The organism is Rhizobium rhizogenes NBRC 13257 (assembly GCF_000696095.1).
In the GTDB taxonomy this organism is placed as follows: Bacteria; Pseudomonadota; Alphaproteobacteria; order Rhizobiales; family Rhizobiaceae; genus Rhizobium; species Rhizobium rhizogenes.
The window spans coordinates 421,690-436,567 of the sequence record NZ_BAYX01000007.1 but is presented as its reverse complement, the minus strand read 5'-3'; the positions used below and the strand labels follow the sequence as shown (position 1 = coordinate 436,567).

Sequence of the window (14,878 nt, the reverse complement as noted above, 5' to 3'; positions counted from 1 at the left end):
ACCCTGGCGGCCTTTGTTTTTTCTTATGCTGTCTTGGCGAAGCCGGCTCAGTCAGCCTTGGCGCGGCGTGCCGGGAACAGGATGATGTCGCGGATCGAGGGGGAGTTGGTCAGCAGCATGATCAGGCGATCGACCCCGATGCCGAGGCCGCCGGCGGGCGGCATACCCTGGTCGATGGCGTCGAGGAATTCCTCGTCCAGTTCCTTCTGCTTCTCGCCGCGTGCATGCGCCTGTTCGAGCTGCTCGACCATGCGGGCGCGCTGCTCTTCCGGATCGTTGAGTTCCGAGAAGGCGTTGCCGAGTTCCCACGCGTTGCAATAGGTCTCGAAGCGCTCGACGAGGCGCGGCTCGCCCGGCACTTCCTTGGCGAAGGGCGAGATGTCCTTCGGGAAATGCGTGACGTGCGACGGCTGGATCAGCGTGCCCTCGACCTTCTCTTCGAAGATGAAGGCGAGGCATTCGCCCCATGTCGCATCTTTTTCCACGGTGAAGCCTGCGGCCTTGGCAGCGGCGCGGGCTTCCTCGTCGGTCTTGAGCGCCAGGAAGTCGATGCCGGTCGCTTCCTTGACGGCGTCAGGCATCGGCACGCGCCGGAACGGACCCTTGAAGGAGATCTGCTTGTCGCCGAAGGCAAATTCCGTGCTGCCGTGGATCGACATGGCGAGCGTCGAGAACAGACGCTCGACGAGGTCCATGATGTCCTCGTAGTCGGCATAGGCCCAGTAGCATTCCATCATGGTGAATTCTGGATTGTGCCGTGTGGAGACGCCTTCGTTGCGGAAGTTGCGGTTGATCTCGAACACCTTGTCGGTAAGGCCCGAAACCAGCGTGCGCTTCAGGAACAGTTCCGGCGCGATGCGCAGGTACATGTCGAGCTTCAGCGTGTTGTGATGTGTCTTGAACGGCTCGGCGGTGGCGCCGCCATAGACCGAATGCAGCATCGGCGTCTCGACTTCCATGAAGCCGTCATCTTCCATGAAGCGACGGATGCCGGAGACGATGCGGCTGCGCTGCTGGAAGCGGAGCTTCGATTCCTCGTTGGTCATGATGTCGAGATGGCGCTTGCGGTAGCGCAGCTCGATGTCGGAGAGGCCATGCCACTTCTCGGGCATCGGCAGCAGCGACTTGGTCAGCATGGTGATCTGCTGGGCGTTGATCGTCAGCTCACCGCGCTTGGTGCGGCGAACGACGCCGGTGACGCCGATGATGTCGCCGATATCGATCATCGGCAGCAGGGCGCGGGCGTCTTCGCCGGTGACGTCCTTGTGGCTGAAGATCTGGATCTTGCCGGAGGCGTCATGAATATCCATGAACATGCCGGAATTGCGCGACGAGTAGACACGGCCGGCAACGGTGACGACATCGGTTGTTTCTGTGTCCGGCTCCAGGCCCTCATATTTCGCCGTCAGCTCGGCATTGGTCAGCGTCCGGTGAAAATGCGCCGGATAGACGTCGCCGATCTTTTCGCGCAGCAGCTTCAGCTTCTGGGCGCGAACTTCCGTTGCGTCGGAGGAGAGGGCTGATGTTTCGGTCTTGTCGTTCATGGTTCTACGTCCGGTTCAGTTCTTCGGGCCGACGAGGGTCGCAACGGTCTGGGCGGCAAGTTTCAGCCGCTGGCGCACGACGGAACGGCCGAGGATCGCCATGCTATCGAAAAGCGGCAGCGAGCGCGAGGAGCCCGATACGGCGACGAAGAGCGGCGCGACGATGACCTTCAGCTTCTTGCCCATGCGGTCGGCAATGGCGCGCAGTTCGGCTTCGATCGTCTCGACATTCCATTCGAGAATCTTTTCGAGGTCCGGCTGCACCGTGTTCAGGATTTCCAGCAGTTCTTCCGGTGTCGACTTGATCCTGGCGAAAGCAGAGGGATCGAGATTGAGGTCGGACTTGAACAGGAAGCCGGTGAGATCCGGCAGTTCGCCAAGCTTGGAGATGCGCGACTGCGACAGCTTCAGGCCTTCCTGCAGGCGGCTGTTTTCCATCGCCCAGGTCAGCACCCGCTGCTGGAATTCTTCTTCCGAGAGCTTTTCGCGGATCCAGCGGCCGTTCAGCCAGTCGAGCTTCTGGATATCGAAGATCGCGCCAGCCTTGGAGAGGTTTTCCGGATCGAACTTTTCGGCCAGCTCGTCCATGGTCAGCAGCTCGTCGCCTTCGGCGATCTGGACGAAGAACAGGCCGAGGAAGTTCATCAGCGCTTCGGGAATATAGCCGAGTGCCGTGTAATAGGAGATCGACGTCGGGTTCTTGCGCTTCGACAGCTTCGACTTGTCGGCATTGCGCATCAGCGACAGATGCATGAAGACCGGCGGTTCGAGGCCGAGATAGCGGTAGATCAGGATGTGCTTCGGCACCGAGGCAAGCCATTCCTCGCCGCGCGCCACATGGGTGATCTTCATCAGATGGTCGTCGACGACGTTGGCCATGTGATAGGTCGGCATGCCATCGGCCTTGAGCAGAACCTGCATGTCTACGGCATCCCACGGGATTTCGACGTCGCCATAGACGCCGTCATGGAATTTGCAGCTGCCTTCTGTCGGGATCTTCATGCGAACGACATACGGCTCGCCGGCGGCAACGCGCGACGAGACTTCCTCAGCCGAAAGGTTCAGACAGTGGCCGTCATATTTCGGCGGCAGACCGGCGGCACGCTGGGCGGCGCGCATCTGCTCCAGCCGCTCGGGCGTGCAGAAGCAGCGGAAGCCGTGGCCGGCATCGACGATCTTCTCGACGTAGGGCTTGTAGAGATCCTTGCGGTCGCTCTGGCGATAGGGGCCATAGGGGCCGCCGATATCGGGACCTTCCGACCATTTGAGGCCGCACCATTTCAGCGCGTCGAGCACCTTGGTCTCGAATTCCGGCGTCGAGCGTGTCGCGTCGGTGTCTTCGATGCGTAGGATGAACTCGCCGCCATGCTTCTTGGCGAAGAGATAATTGAACAGCGCGATATAGGCGGTGCCGACATGCGGCTCGCCGGTCGGGGAGGGTGCGATGCGGACGCGAACGCCTGAAGTGGTCATTTTGTTTGCCCGTCAGAAAAAGCCAGGCCGCTGCGTGGGATAGGCGCTGCCCGGCTGGAGATGTTTATCTGGATCAGGAAACCGGCCGGAAAAGGGCGTCTTGCCGCTTCAATTCCGCGTTTTCCGTTTGGCTGGCCTTAGGCCATATTCATTGGATGACGTCAAGGGAAAGTGCGTCGCGACACGGCGCGGACGCAAGCGCGGTGCCGTCCCGTGGCTTCGTCTATCACGATCTCTTCTCCTATTTCCATTCGGAAAAGTCTGAATAGAAAGGCGGACGTATTATTTTTCATTTGCAATTTCTGCGACAGTGGCAGAATTGATCTTCAATTGACCAATGGGAGAAAGCGATGAAGAAATTCATCTTGAGCTTTTTATTCGTGGGAACCATGCTCAGCCCAGCCGCCGCCCAATCGACGATAACGCGTGATAGTTCGGCCCGTCTTCTCGATAGCTACCGGGCCTATATCGGTCACGACGATCTGTATAATTCCAAGGGAGAGCGCCTGGAGCTGCCCTGGCAGATTATCCGGCAGGATCGCGCGAACTATCACGCCTACCGCCGCCGCGATCGGGGCGATCAGGGCGACAGCTTCTTCTCGGACCCCGCCAACCGCCAGCGTCTGGAAGTAATGCTCGCAAGCGGCACCATCACCGACGATGCCGCGAACGACATCGTTCGCGGCAACATATGGATCAAGGTGGACATTTACGGTCGGGGTGACATCGGCGAATGGGTCGACGTCCACGTCCAGGAGTGAGTGCCGCACCCATATGCGGGTGCGGACCTTTTCCTCAATGGCCGCCAGCCGCCTTTTTCCGCTTGTTGCGCACGACCATGTTCAGCACTTCGACGGCCGCCGAGAAGGCCATGGCGGTGTAGACGTAGCCCTTGGGAACGTGGAAGCCCATGCCTTCGGCAATCAGCGTCGTGCCGATCATCAGCAGGAAGGCCAGCGCCAACATGACGATGGTCGGGTTCTTCTCGATGAAATTGGCAAGCGGGTTGGCGGCGACCAGCATGACGGTGACGGCGGCGATGACGGCAACGAACATGATCGGCAGATGCGGCGTCATGCCGACGGCGGTGATGATGCTGTCGACCGAGAAGACGAGGTCGAGCAGCAGGATCTGGCCGATGGCGGCGGCAAAGGTCGATGTCGTCGACTTGGCGATGAAGTCCTCGCCATGTTCGGCGGGATCGACATTGTGATGGATTTCCTTCGTGGCCTTCCAGACGAGGAACAGGCCGCCACCGATCAGGATCATGTCTTTCCACGAATAGCCGTGGCCGAAGAGTTCGAAGACCGGTTGCGTCAGCTGCACGATCCAAGCGACGGTGCCGAGCAGGGCAAGGCGCATGATGAGCGCGAGGCCGATACCTATCTTGCGTGCCTTCTCGCGGTGTTCGGGCGGCAGCTTGTTGGTCAGGATCGAGATGAAGATGAGGTTGTCGATACCGAGGACCACCTCCATGACGACAAGCGTGATCAGCGCAACCCACGCGCTCGGATCCTGGATCAAGCCAACAATGTCCATTAACGATTTCCTTTGGTCAGCGTTTGCCGAACGCTGACCCCCAGCTTCGGCTCCTCAATAATCGTCGGTAATGTAAGGAGCGAATTCACAGGTGCAAGCGGCGGCGCCATTTTCGTAGGCGCCGCAGCTGCTTCTATGCCTTCAGGGGAATCCAGATCTCCGTCACGCCCATGCCAGTTTGAGGGTCGGAACGGTCGTCGTAGCGCTCCATCATGTCGGGCAGGCTGGCGTGCTTGTGACCGGATTGCGGCAGCCAGTCACCGAAGATTTGGTGCACGGTAGCGGAGATGCCGGAGATGTGGCCGCGATGCGTGAAGACCGCATAGCGCTGCTGTGGCAGTTTCAGGGTCGTAAAGCCCTCCGGCAGGTCGTCGGCCGCGCTGATCTCGGCGGCGGACATATAGCGGAAGCTTTCGGTCTCGCCTTCAGCCTGAGTGCAGACGCCATAGGCGACATTGCCGACCTGGCCGGGGATGTGGCCGAAATGCTGGTTGAACCGCTGCCAGAGCGAGGGAATCCCTTCCGTGGCCTCATGGGCATAAGTTTCCGCAAGGCCGGCAAGCAGCATTGCGGGGCGGGTCTCGAAACGCGGTGCGTCGAGCTTGGGGAGGTGGGTCTCGTCCATTCTGATTGGCTCCAGTAAGGCAAGGTTTCTGGCGTGCCCCTGTTTGCGCAAGCTGTCGGGCGTCATGCCGAACTGTTCGCGGAAGGCACGGGTGAAAGCCTCATGCGAGCCGTAGCCCGCATCGAGGGCAACCTGGAGAATGGTCGATGAGCTGTCGATCAGCGCAAGAGCCGCCCCGCTAAGGCGCCGCCCCCGGATATAGCCGCTGATCGAATGGCCGGTGGTCAGTCCGAAGACGCGCGACAGATGGTAGCGCGACAGGCCGGCCGTGTCGGCAATCTCGTCGAGCGAGATGTCTGACGCAAAATGGCTTTCGATGAACCATATCGCTCGTCCAATCGCGCTCATGTCTAACTCCCTGGTTGCCGGCCCATTGTTAGGCGTCGACCGGCGATGGGATTTGATCGTGATTGCGGAGTTGATGGCAAGACCTGCTAGCCATCGGCTGGCCGTCAGGCGCAATCTTTCTGTTTGGAACCATAGGCGGCCAGGAAGACACGCACGGCGCCGCGCACGACATAGTCGATCTCTTCTTTCGAAGGAGGGGCTTCCATGTCGCCGAACAGCCTTAGCTTGAAATAGCCGCCGCTGGCCATCTCGAGAAACTGGCGCGCGGCCATGTCGAAATCCTCGATCTCGACGCTGCCTGCCTCGGCCTTGCGCTCCAGATAGCTGCGCAACACGGTACGCAGGTTTTCTGGACCGGTAAAAAAGCGCTGACAGAGCGATGGCATGCGCTCGCGCACCCCGATGACGGTCCGCATGGCGCTAATGATCTTGTCAGATGTGACGTGGGTCGCAAACACCTTGCCGAACTCAAGGAGACTTGACGCGATGTCGGTATCCTCGGCGAGCGCTGCGCGCACGATTTCGACGAAATGCGCACGTTCGCTGTTCACAATGGCGGAGAACAGGTCTTCCTTATTGGCGAAATAGACGTAGAGCGTGCCCTTGGAGACGCCGGCTTCGCGCGTGACGTCGTTCATGCTCGCGGCATCGAACCCCATTTTCATGAAGACGCGCTTGGCGCCCTCCAGAATTTGCTGGCGCTTGACCGGATCTTCACCGGCGGCCCATCGTCCACCGGATGCAGGTGCGTTCAAGACGGCGACATTTTGCGGTTCGTGCTTCATGGTCTCCTTACACTCAATCATTTTTGGAGAACCTTAATCAGATTCGCCAAATAAATCGAACTCAGTGGTTCGATACCACTTGATATGGAGTGGAAAACGATCTATGTCAACTGAACCGAACCGTTCAGTTCGATTATTTTACCCAGATTCTCCGGTGGTAGGGCAATGTCGTCTAGTCATGGTAACAACGTAGCACGCATCGTGAACGATGCCGCTGATACCGAAATGGAAGCAACGGAAGCCGGTGTAACCGCCGAAGCTCCCGCCGCGGAAACGCGCGGCAATCCAGCCCCCGCCCAGGCTGCGCCAGCATCTCCGGCCGAGGTGGCCCCACCACCCGCCGAGAAGAAGCGGCGCAGCCTGGTTATGCCCATCGTCGTCGTTCTGGCGCTCGTCGGCGGCGGCTGGTACGGTTATGACTGGTGGACGACGGGCCGCTTCATGGTTTCCACCGATGACGCCTATATCGAAGGCGACATCGCGACCATTCAGCCGAAGGTCACCGGCTATGTCGCCAAGGTGAATGTCGTTGCCAACCAGCAGGTCAAGACGGGCGACGTGCTCGCCACGCTTGATGACGGCGACTACAAGCTGGCGCTGGAACAGGCGCAGGCCTCGCTCGTCACCGAGCAGTTGTCGCTGCACACGATCGACGCGCAGATTGCCGCCGGCCAGGCGACCCTTGCCCAGTCGCAAGCCCAGAAGGTCGCGCTTGAAGCAACGGTACGTGGCGCACAGATCACCCAGACCCGCGCCGCCGAACTTCAGGCGAAGTCGGTCGGCACCACGGCTTCTCTCGATAGCGCCAATATCGCGCTTGACCAGGCCAAGGCCAATCTCGTCGGCGGCGACGCCGCCATCGCCTCGGCCCAGGCCAATATCAACCTGCTGCAGGCGCAGCGCACCCAGGCCGAGAGCACCATCAAGGGCCTCGAAGCCGCCCGCGACAAGGCTGCCCGCGATCTCTCCTTCACGGTCCTGAAGGCGCCCTATGACGGCGTCGTCGGCAATCGCTCCGTGCAGGAAGGCGATCTCGTCTCTCCCGGCCAGAAGCTGATGGCGATCGTTCCGACCCGCCAGCTCTACATCGACGCCAACTTCAAGGAAACGCAGATCCAGCATCTGGTTCCTGGCTCGAAGGTCAACGTCCATGTCGACGCCTATAGCGATCATCCGATCGTCGGCACGGTCGAGTCGATTTCGCCGGCTTCCGGCTCGGTCTTCTCGCTGCTGCCGCCGGAAAACGCGACGGGCAATTTCACCAAGATCATCCAGCGCGTGCCGGTTCGCATCGCCCTGCCGCAGGATGCGCTCGATAGCGGTCGCCTGCGCGCCGGCCTGAGTGTCGTCGTCGATGTCGACACCCGCACGGCGCCGGACAAGTAAGCTCGGGAGAGACATATCATGTCGTCGGCCAGCACTACCGCAGGCGCCCCTCCGCGGGCGCCGGCGCCCGCCGTTTCTCCGGCGGACGAACGCATAGACCCGAAAAAGCTCATCGCCTTCCTCGCGATGGTGCTCGGCATGTTCATGTCGATCCTCGACATTCAGATCGTCTCGGCTTCGCTTAGCGAAATCCAGGCCGGCCTCAGCGCCGGCTCGGATGAAATCGGCTGGGTGCAGACCGCCTATCTGATCGCTGAAGTCATCATGATCCCATTGTCGGGAACGCTGGCGCGTATCATCTCGACGCGTTACCTCTTCGCGATCTCCGCGGCTGGTTTCACCATGGCCAGCGCGCTGGCGGCGACCGCCACCAATATCGACCAGATGATCATCTACCGCGCGCTGCAGGGCTTCATCGGCGGCGGCATGATCCCTTCTGTCTTCGCGGCTGCCTTCACGATCTTCCCGCCGTCGAAGCGCAATATCGTCTCGCCGATCATCGGCCTCATTGCCACGCTGGCGCCGACCATCGGCCCGACCGTCGGCGGCTATCTGTCCAATGCCTTCTCCTGGCACTGGCTGTTCCTGGTCAACATTCCGCCAGGCATCATCGTCGCCATCGTCACCTGGAACTACATCGATTTCGACAAGCCCGAGCTGTCGCTGATGAAGAAGTTCGACTGGTGGGGCCTGTTCTCCATGGGCGTCTTCCTCGGCGCGCTGGAATATGTGCTGGAAGAGGGCAACACCAACGACTGGTTCAACGACAGCTACATCACCATTGCCGCCATCGCTTCCGGCATCGGCGCAATCATCTTCTTCTACCGTGCTTTCTCGGTGGATTTCCCGGTGGTGGATCTGAAGGCTTTCGCCAACAAGAACTTCTCCTTCGGCTCGGTGTTCTCCTTCGTGATGGGCATCGGTCTTTATGGTCTGACCTACATCTACCCGCTCTATCTCGCCCGCATCCGCGGCTACGATTCGCTGCAGATCGGCGAGACGATGTTCGTATCGGGCCTGACGATGTTCTTTACGGCGCCGCTCGCCGGCTTCCTGTCGAGCAAGCTCGATCTGCGCATCATGATGGTCATCGGCTTTACCAGTTTCTCGGCCGGCACCTATATCATGATGCATCTGACGACGGACTGGGATTTCTACGAGCTGCTGATCCCGCAGATCCTGCGTGGTTTCGGGCTGATGCTCTGCATGGTGCCGATCAACAATATCGCGCTCGGAACCATGCCGCCCGCCCGCATGCGAGGTGCATCCGGCCTGTTCAACCTGACGCGTAATCTCGGCGGCGCCGTCGGCCTTGCCATCATCAACACGCTTCTGACGAACCGCCAGGATTTGCATTACTTCAATCTGCGCGACAATATCCAATGGGGCAATCAGGTTGCCGTCAACCAGTTGAACAACATGGCCACCAGCTTCACCGCCTCGGGCCTGGACGGCCAGCAAGCTGCGCTGAGGCAGATGGTCAACATGACAACGCAGCAGGCAATGATCATGTCCTTCAGCGATATCTTCCTGATGCTGACGGTGCTGTTCCTGGCGATGATCCTCGGCGTATTGATGCTGAGCAAGCCGAAGACAGCCGGCGGCGGCGGTGGCGGAGGCCATTGATCGCGTCCTATCCTCTTGCAATGAAAGGGCTCCTCACATCGAGGAGCCCTTTTTCGTTATGGCGATCGGCAGGAAAGTTTCGGCTCGAAAAAATTTCTGATTTACGTACATCAGAAATGGCGGTAAGCATCTCGTCAGGAGGAGCTGATGAGACCCACTGTGTACGATATCGCCGCTGCCGCGGGCGTCAGCCTTGCGACTGTGGACCGGGTGCTGAACCAGCGCCCGGGCGTGCGTACTGTGACGCGCGAGAAGGTGGAAGCGGCGATCCGCGACATCGGCTATGTGCGCGACGTGGCGGCCGCCAATCTTGCCAAGGGTCGCGTCTATCCGCTGGTCTTCATCCTGCCGACCGGTGACAATTCCTTCATGCACGGCCTTTACGCCGAGGTGCGCCAGGCGATGACACGTTCGTCCCTCGAGCGCACCGAGATCCGCATCATCGAAGTGCCCGCCTTCGATCCGCCGGCGCTGGTGGCGGCGCTCGATGCGCTGCATGGACAAGATGTCGCTGGCGTAGCGCTTGTGGCGACCGATGCGCCGGAGGTTCGCGCCGCCGTCGACCGGTTGGTGGATGCGCGCATTCCCGTCGTCACTCTTGTGTCCGATCTCACCGGTTCCATGCGGCATCACTATGCCGGCGTCGACAATATTGCCGCCGGCCGGACGGCGGCGCGGCTGCTTGGCCGGTTCCTTGGCGGGCGTGGCGGCGATATCACGGTTCTCGCCGGTTCCATGCTGGTGCGCGACCATCGCGAGCGCCTCCAAGGATTTGCTGCCGTGATGGCGGCGGAGTTTCCGCAATTGCGGCTGCTGCCGGTGCTTGAAGGCCGCGACGATCCGGAGATCACCAGCGGGCTCATCTCGGAGGCGCTTGCTGGCAGCGACGACATCATCGGCGTCTACAGTCTCGGCGCCGGTAATCGCGGCCTGATCCGGGCGCTGAAGGCGACCGGGCAGGGGCGTGGGCTGACGGTGGTGGCGCATGAACTCACCGAACATACGCGCTCGGCGCTGCAGGACGGCACGATCGATGCCGTGCTCAACCAGGATGCCGGCCATGAGGTGCGCAGCGCCATCCGCGTCCTGAAGGCGACGGCGGATGGCCAGGGCTTCATTGCCGGCCAGGAGCGCATACGCCTCGACATTTTCGTGAAGGACAATCTGCCGTGAACGGCGGACTCTAGGGAGTATTATCTGATGTATTTGGGTCTCGATCTCGGAACGTCCGGCGTCAAAGCGATGCTGATCGACGGTAATCAGAAGATCATCGGCTCGGCCAATGGCGGGCTTGACGTATCGCGTCCGCATCCGGGCTGGTCGGAGCAGGAGCCGTCGCACTGGATCCGCGCCACCGAAGAAGCGGTCGCCGGCCTGAGGGCTGCGCATCCGAAGGAATTGGCGGCTGTGCGTGGCATCGGGCTTTCCGGCCAGATGCATGGGGCCACATTGCTCGACGCCGACGACAAGGTGCTGCGCCCCTGCATCCTCTGGAACGATACGCGCAGCTATCATGAAGCGGCGGCCCTTGACGCCGACCCGCGTTTCCGGGCGCTGACCGGCAATATCGTCTTCCCCGGTTTCACCGCGCCGAAGCTTGCCTGGGTCGCCAAGCATGAGCCTGATGTTTTCGCCAAGGTGCGTTGGGTGCTATTGCCGAAGGACTATCTGCGCCTGTGGCTGACAGGCGAGCACATTTCGGAAATGTCGGATTCCGCCGGCACCTCCTGGCTCGACACCGGCAAGCGCAAATGGTCGTCCGAGCTGCTGGCCGCGACCGGCCTCGACGAAAAGCAGATGCCGACGCTGGTCGAAGGCACGGACGCCGCCGGCAAGTTGCGCGGCGAGCTGGCCTCGAAATGGGGCATTGCCGGCGACGTCGTCGTGGCTGGCGGGGCAGGGGACAATGCCGCTTCCGCCTGCGGCATGGGTACGGTCAGCCATGGCGCCGCCTTCGTCTCGCTCGGCACCTCGGGCGTGCTTTTTGCCGCCAACGGCTCCTATCTGCCGAAGCCGGAAAGCGCCGTGCATGCCTTCTGCCACGCGCTACCGAACACCTGGCACCAGATGGGCGTCATCCTGTCGGCGACCGATGCGCTGAACTGGCATTCGAGCGTCACCGGCAGATCCGCCGCAGATCTTACCAGCGAGGTCGGAGACACGCTGAAGGCGCCGTCGAGCGTCACCTTCCTTCCCTATCTTTCCGGCGAGCGCACGCCACACAATGACGCGACCATCCGCGGTGCCTTCATCGGCCTCGGTCATGAGAGCGGCCGCGCCGTGCTGACGCAGGCGGTGCTCGAAGGCGTCAGCTTCGCCATCCGGGACAATCTCGAAGCGCTGCGCTCCGCCGGCACCGACATTGCCCGCGTCACCGCCATCGGCGGCGGTTCGCGCTCGCGCTACTGGCTCGCCTCGATCGCGACAGCACTTGGCGTTCCCGTCGACCTGCCGGCCGACGGCGATTTCGGAGCGGCTTTCGGTGCTGCCCGTCTCGGCCTGATCGCGGCGACGGGTGCCGATCCGGTCGCCGTGTGCTCGGCCCCGGAAACAGCTGGAACGATCGAACCCGTTACGGCGCTGACCGGCGCCTATGAGGATGCCTACAAGCGTTACCGCGCGCTCTACCCGGCGATTAAGCCGTTGAGCGCGCATTGAAATAATCAACCAAGATCAAATTTCATTCCAAGGAGACAGGACATGAGCACCGGCTTTTTCGGCGATATCGCCAAGGTTAAATATGAAGGCCCCGACAGCACCAATCCGCTGGCCTTCCGCCACTACAACAAGGACGAAGTGGTTCTCGGCAAGCGCATGGAAGACCATCTGCGCTTTGCCGTTGCCTATTGGCACACCTTCACCTGGCCGGGCGGCGACCCCTTCGGCGGACAGACCTTCCTGCGTCCTTGGTTCAACGAGACGATGGAAGCTGCCAAGCTGAAGGCTGACGTTGCCTTCGAATTCTTCACTTTGCTTGGTTCGCCCTATTATTGCTTCCACGATGCCGACGTGCGTCCGGAAGGCAAGAATTTCGCCGAGAACACCAAGAACCTAAACGAGATTGTCGATTACTTCGCGCAGAAGCAGGCCGATACCGGCGTCAAGCTTTTGTGGGGCACGGCAAACCTCTTCTCCAACCGCCGCTTCATGTCGGGCGCTGCCACCAATCCGGATCCGGATGTCTTCGCTTTCTCGGCTGCGACCGTGAAGACCTGCATGGATGCGACGCACAAGCTCGGCGGCGAAAACTACGTTCTCTGGGGCGGCCGCGAAGGCTATGAAACCCTGCTCAACACCGACCTGAAGCGCGAGCTGGACCAGATGGGCCGCTTCCTCAACCTCGTGGTCGAATACAAGCACAAGATCGGCTTCAAGGGCGCGATCCTGATCGAGCCGAAGCCGCAGGAGCCGACCAAGCATCAGTACGATTACGACGTCGCGACCGTCTATGGCTTCCTGAAGAAGAACGGCCTCGAAAACGAAGTGAAGCTCAACATCGAGCAGGGCCACGCGATCCTCGCCGGCCATTCTTTCGAACATGAACTGGCGCTTGCCAACGCGCTCGGCATCTTCGGCTCGATCGACATGAACCGCAACGACTACCAGTCCGGCTGGGATACCGACCAGTTCCCGAACAATGTTCCGGAAATGTCGCTGGCCTACTATCAGGTTCTGGCAGGCGGCGGCTTCAAGAGCGGCGGCACCAACTTCGACTCGAAGCTGCGCCGTCAGTCGCTCGATCCGGCAGACCTGCTGATCGGCCATATCGGTGGTATGGATTGCTGCGCTCGTGGCCTGAAGGCTGCGGCCAAGATGATCGAGGACAAGGCCCTTTCGCAGCCGCTCGCCGACCGTTACGCCGGCTGGGATTCGGCTGAAGGCCAGAAGCTGCTCCGCGGCGAGTACTCGCTCGACCAGATCGCACAGTGGGTCGAGGCCAAGGATATCAATCCGCAGCCGAAGTCCGGCAAGCAGGAACTGCTGGAAAACATCGTCAACCGTTACGTTTGATGGATCGATGACATCCGGGAGGCGATGCTCATCGCCTCCCGAGCTACCGCCTGAATGCGCGGCTGGAAATCGCTATGGGATTTCCAGAGGGGTCCTTGGCGTTGGCGAACACATAGCCGTCCGCCTGATGCAAAGGTCCGAATTCAAGCCCCTCGGCGGCGCATTTGGTGCGGAAAGCTTCGACATCTTCCACGTCGAAGCCCAGTTTCACCAGCACCTGGCCCATCTTCTGGGCCTTTCCAGCGAGATGGATCATCAGATTGGCGCCACCATCCTGCGCCAGCAGCTCGACAATCCGATCGCCTTCGAGCCTCAGTGGCTTGAACCCGAAATGCTTCTCGTAAAAGCCGATCGTCGCTTCTACATCGCGGACATAAAGGGTGATCCTACCGAGCGGCATCGCTACGTACCCTATCGCCGGCTGCGTGACGGTGCCGAGACCGAGTTGCGGACCACCAGATCGGGCAGCAGCAGGATTTCCGCCTCGGGGGGCTCGCCGGCCGACAGGAGTTCGAGCAGAAGCGCCATGGCTTGCTTGCCGATGGCGGTGCGCGGTTGTCTGATCGTCGTCAGCGACGGTGACATGAAGACGGCCTGCGGCACGTCGTCGAAGCCGGTCACAGAGAAATCCTTGGGAACGTCGTAGCCGCGCGCCTTCAGCCCGATCATCACGCCGATTGCGGTCTGATCGTTGACGCACATGAAAGCTGTCGGCAGCGTGTCGCGCATGAAAAGCTGCTCGACTGCCAGCCGTCCGCTCTCGATGGTGCCGTCGCCTTCGAAGACGATGCGGAGATCGGCGCCGATCTCGGCGGCGTCCATCCCGGCCTCATAGCCCATGCGCCGCCGGCTATAGGCAAGGCGGGTGCGGGAATCGCCAATGAACGCAATCTTGCGGTGGCCCTCGGCGATGAGCAAGTCGACGGCCTTGCGGGCGCCGGCGATATCGTCCACGCCGACATAGGGAATGCCGCCGTTGAAGACCGGCTCGAAGACGCCGACGCTCGGCGGCAGTCGCGCTGTCATCGTCTGATGTCCGAAGGGCAGGATGCCGGTGAACAGGATCAATCCCGCCGCCTGGTTGGAATTCAGGAATTTCAGATATTCCAGTCCGCGCTGGGCATCGTTCTGCGTGTGGCCGATCAGGATGCCGTAGCCGTGCGACCGTGCCTCGTTTTCCAGCCCGATGAGGATATTGGAGAAATTGGGGTCGCCGATATCAGGTGCGACGACCAGAATCATGTTCGACCGGCCGAGCCGCAGGCTGCGCGCCATGGCGTTGGTCGTATAGCCGGTGATCGCAATCGCTTGATTGACCTTCAGCCGCGTCGAATTTGCGACCTTCTCCGGCATATGGATGGCCCGGGAGACTGTGGCGATCGAAACATTGGCAATTCGGGCGACGTCTTCGATGGTTGCGGGCGTGGAATTCGACACTGCGCTCTGCCTTGGGTCTCGTCTCGGACCGGACACTACACAGACTTCCGTGGAGGTCAAAGGCGACCGCGAAGAATTGTGCAATATCAACCGATGTAAACCTT

Annotated in this window: 13 protein-coding genes; 6 read left to right on the top strand and 7 right to left on the bottom strand. The window is 61.0% G+C overall.

Annotated features, from left to right (window positions below):
- Positions 1 to 47: 47 nt before the first annotated feature.
- Positions 48 to 1,544, bottom strand: coding sequence for a lysine--tRNA ligase (gene lysS / locus RRH01S_RS18415; RefSeq protein ID WP_012652417.1), 1,497 nt, complete (start codon positions 1,542 to 1,544; stop codon positions 48 to 50).
- A 15-nt stretch (positions 1,545 to 1,559) separates the two neighbouring features.
- Positions 1,560 to 3,017: a glutamate--tRNA ligase gene (gene gltX / locus RRH01S_RS18410; RefSeq protein WP_042473455.1), complete on the bottom strand. Its 1,458-nt coding sequence runs from the start codon at positions 3,015 to 3,017 to the stop codon at positions 1,560 to 1,562.
- A gap of 350 nt (positions 3,018 to 3,367) precedes the next feature.
- Between gltX and RRH01S_RS18405 the strand changes: the two genes are divergently transcribed.
- On the top strand, positions 3,368 to 3,778 hold the full coding sequence (locus tag RRH01S_RS18405) for a hypothetical protein (protein WP_012652414.1): 411 nt from the start codon (positions 3,368 to 3,370) through the stop codon (positions 3,776 to 3,778).
- Between the two features lie 34 nt (positions 3,779 to 3,812).
- On the opposite strand, the gene RRH01S_RS18400 is transcribed toward RRH01S_RS18405, so the two are convergent.
- From RRH01S_RS18400 to RRH01S_RS18390, 3 genes are all read right to left on the bottom strand, one after another.
- The gene (locus RRH01S_RS18400) at positions 3,813 to 4,556 is read right to left on the bottom strand and encodes a TerC family protein (protein WP_012652413.1); all 744 of its coding nucleotides are present in this window, start codon (positions 4,554 to 4,556) and stop codon (positions 3,813 to 3,815) included.
- 133 nt (positions 4,557 to 4,689) lie between these two features.
- The gene (locus RRH01S_RS18395) at positions 4,690 to 5,529 is read right to left on the bottom strand and encodes a GyrI-like domain-containing protein (protein WP_042473452.1); all 840 of its coding nucleotides are present in this window, start codon (positions 5,527 to 5,529) and stop codon (positions 4,690 to 4,692) included.
- A 104-nt stretch (positions 5,530 to 5,633) separates the two neighbouring features.
- On the bottom strand, positions 5,634 to 6,314 hold the full coding sequence (locus tag RRH01S_RS18390; RefSeq protein WP_012652411.1) for a TetR/AcrR family transcriptional regulator: 681 nt from the start codon (positions 6,312 to 6,314) through the stop codon (positions 5,634 to 5,636).
- A 165-nt stretch (positions 6,315 to 6,479) separates the two neighbouring features.
- On the opposite strand from RRH01S_RS18390, the gene RRH01S_RS18385 reads away from it, so the two are divergent.
- The 5 genes from RRH01S_RS18385 (at position 6,480) to xylA (ending at position 13,337) form a co-directional block, all read left to right on the top strand.
- Positions 6,480 to 7,700 carry an HlyD family secretion protein gene (locus RRH01S_RS18385; RefSeq protein ID WP_012652410.1) on the top strand — a complete coding sequence of 407 codons (1,221 nt, stop codon included), beginning with the start codon at positions 6,480 to 6,482 and terminating at the stop codon, positions 7,698 to 7,700.
- 18 nt (positions 7,701 to 7,718) lie between these two features.
- The gene (locus tag RRH01S_RS18380; RefSeq protein WP_037221298.1) at positions 7,719 to 9,326 is read left to right on the top strand and encodes a DHA2 family efflux MFS transporter permease subunit; all 1,608 of its coding nucleotides are present in this window, start codon (positions 7,719 to 7,721) and stop codon (positions 9,324 to 9,326) included.
- A 147-nt stretch (positions 9,327 to 9,473) separates the two neighbouring features.
- Positions 9,474 to 10,499: a LacI family DNA-binding transcriptional regulator gene (locus tag RRH01S_RS18375; protein WP_042473449.1), complete on the top strand. Its 1,026-nt coding sequence runs from the start codon at positions 9,474 to 9,476 to the stop codon at positions 10,497 to 10,499.
- Between the two features lie 27 nt (positions 10,500 to 10,526).
- On the top strand, positions 10,527 to 11,984 hold the full coding sequence (gene xylB / locus RRH01S_RS18370; protein ID WP_012652407.1) for a xylulokinase: 1,458 nt from the start codon (positions 10,527 to 10,529) through the stop codon (positions 11,982 to 11,984).
- Between the two features lie 42 nt (positions 11,985 to 12,026).
- Positions 12,027 to 13,337: a xylose isomerase gene (gene xylA / locus RRH01S_RS18365; RefSeq protein ID WP_012652406.1), complete on the top strand. Its 1,311-nt coding sequence runs from the start codon at positions 12,027 to 12,029 to the stop codon at positions 13,335 to 13,337.
- A gap of 43 nt (positions 13,338 to 13,380) precedes the next feature.
- Here the strand turns inward: xylA and RRH01S_RS18360 are convergent, their stop codons facing one another.
- The gene (locus RRH01S_RS18360; RefSeq protein ID WP_007700783.1) at positions 13,381 to 13,737 is read right to left on the bottom strand and encodes a VOC family protein; all 357 of its coding nucleotides are present in this window, start codon (positions 13,735 to 13,737) and stop codon (positions 13,381 to 13,383) included.
- Between the two features lie 11 nt (positions 13,738 to 13,748).
- Positions 13,749 to 14,774: a LacI family DNA-binding transcriptional regulator gene (locus RRH01S_RS18355; protein ID WP_007700786.1), complete on the bottom strand. Its 1,026-nt coding sequence runs from the start codon at positions 14,772 to 14,774 to the stop codon at positions 13,749 to 13,751.
- Positions 14,775 to 14,878: the final 104 nt, after the last annotated feature.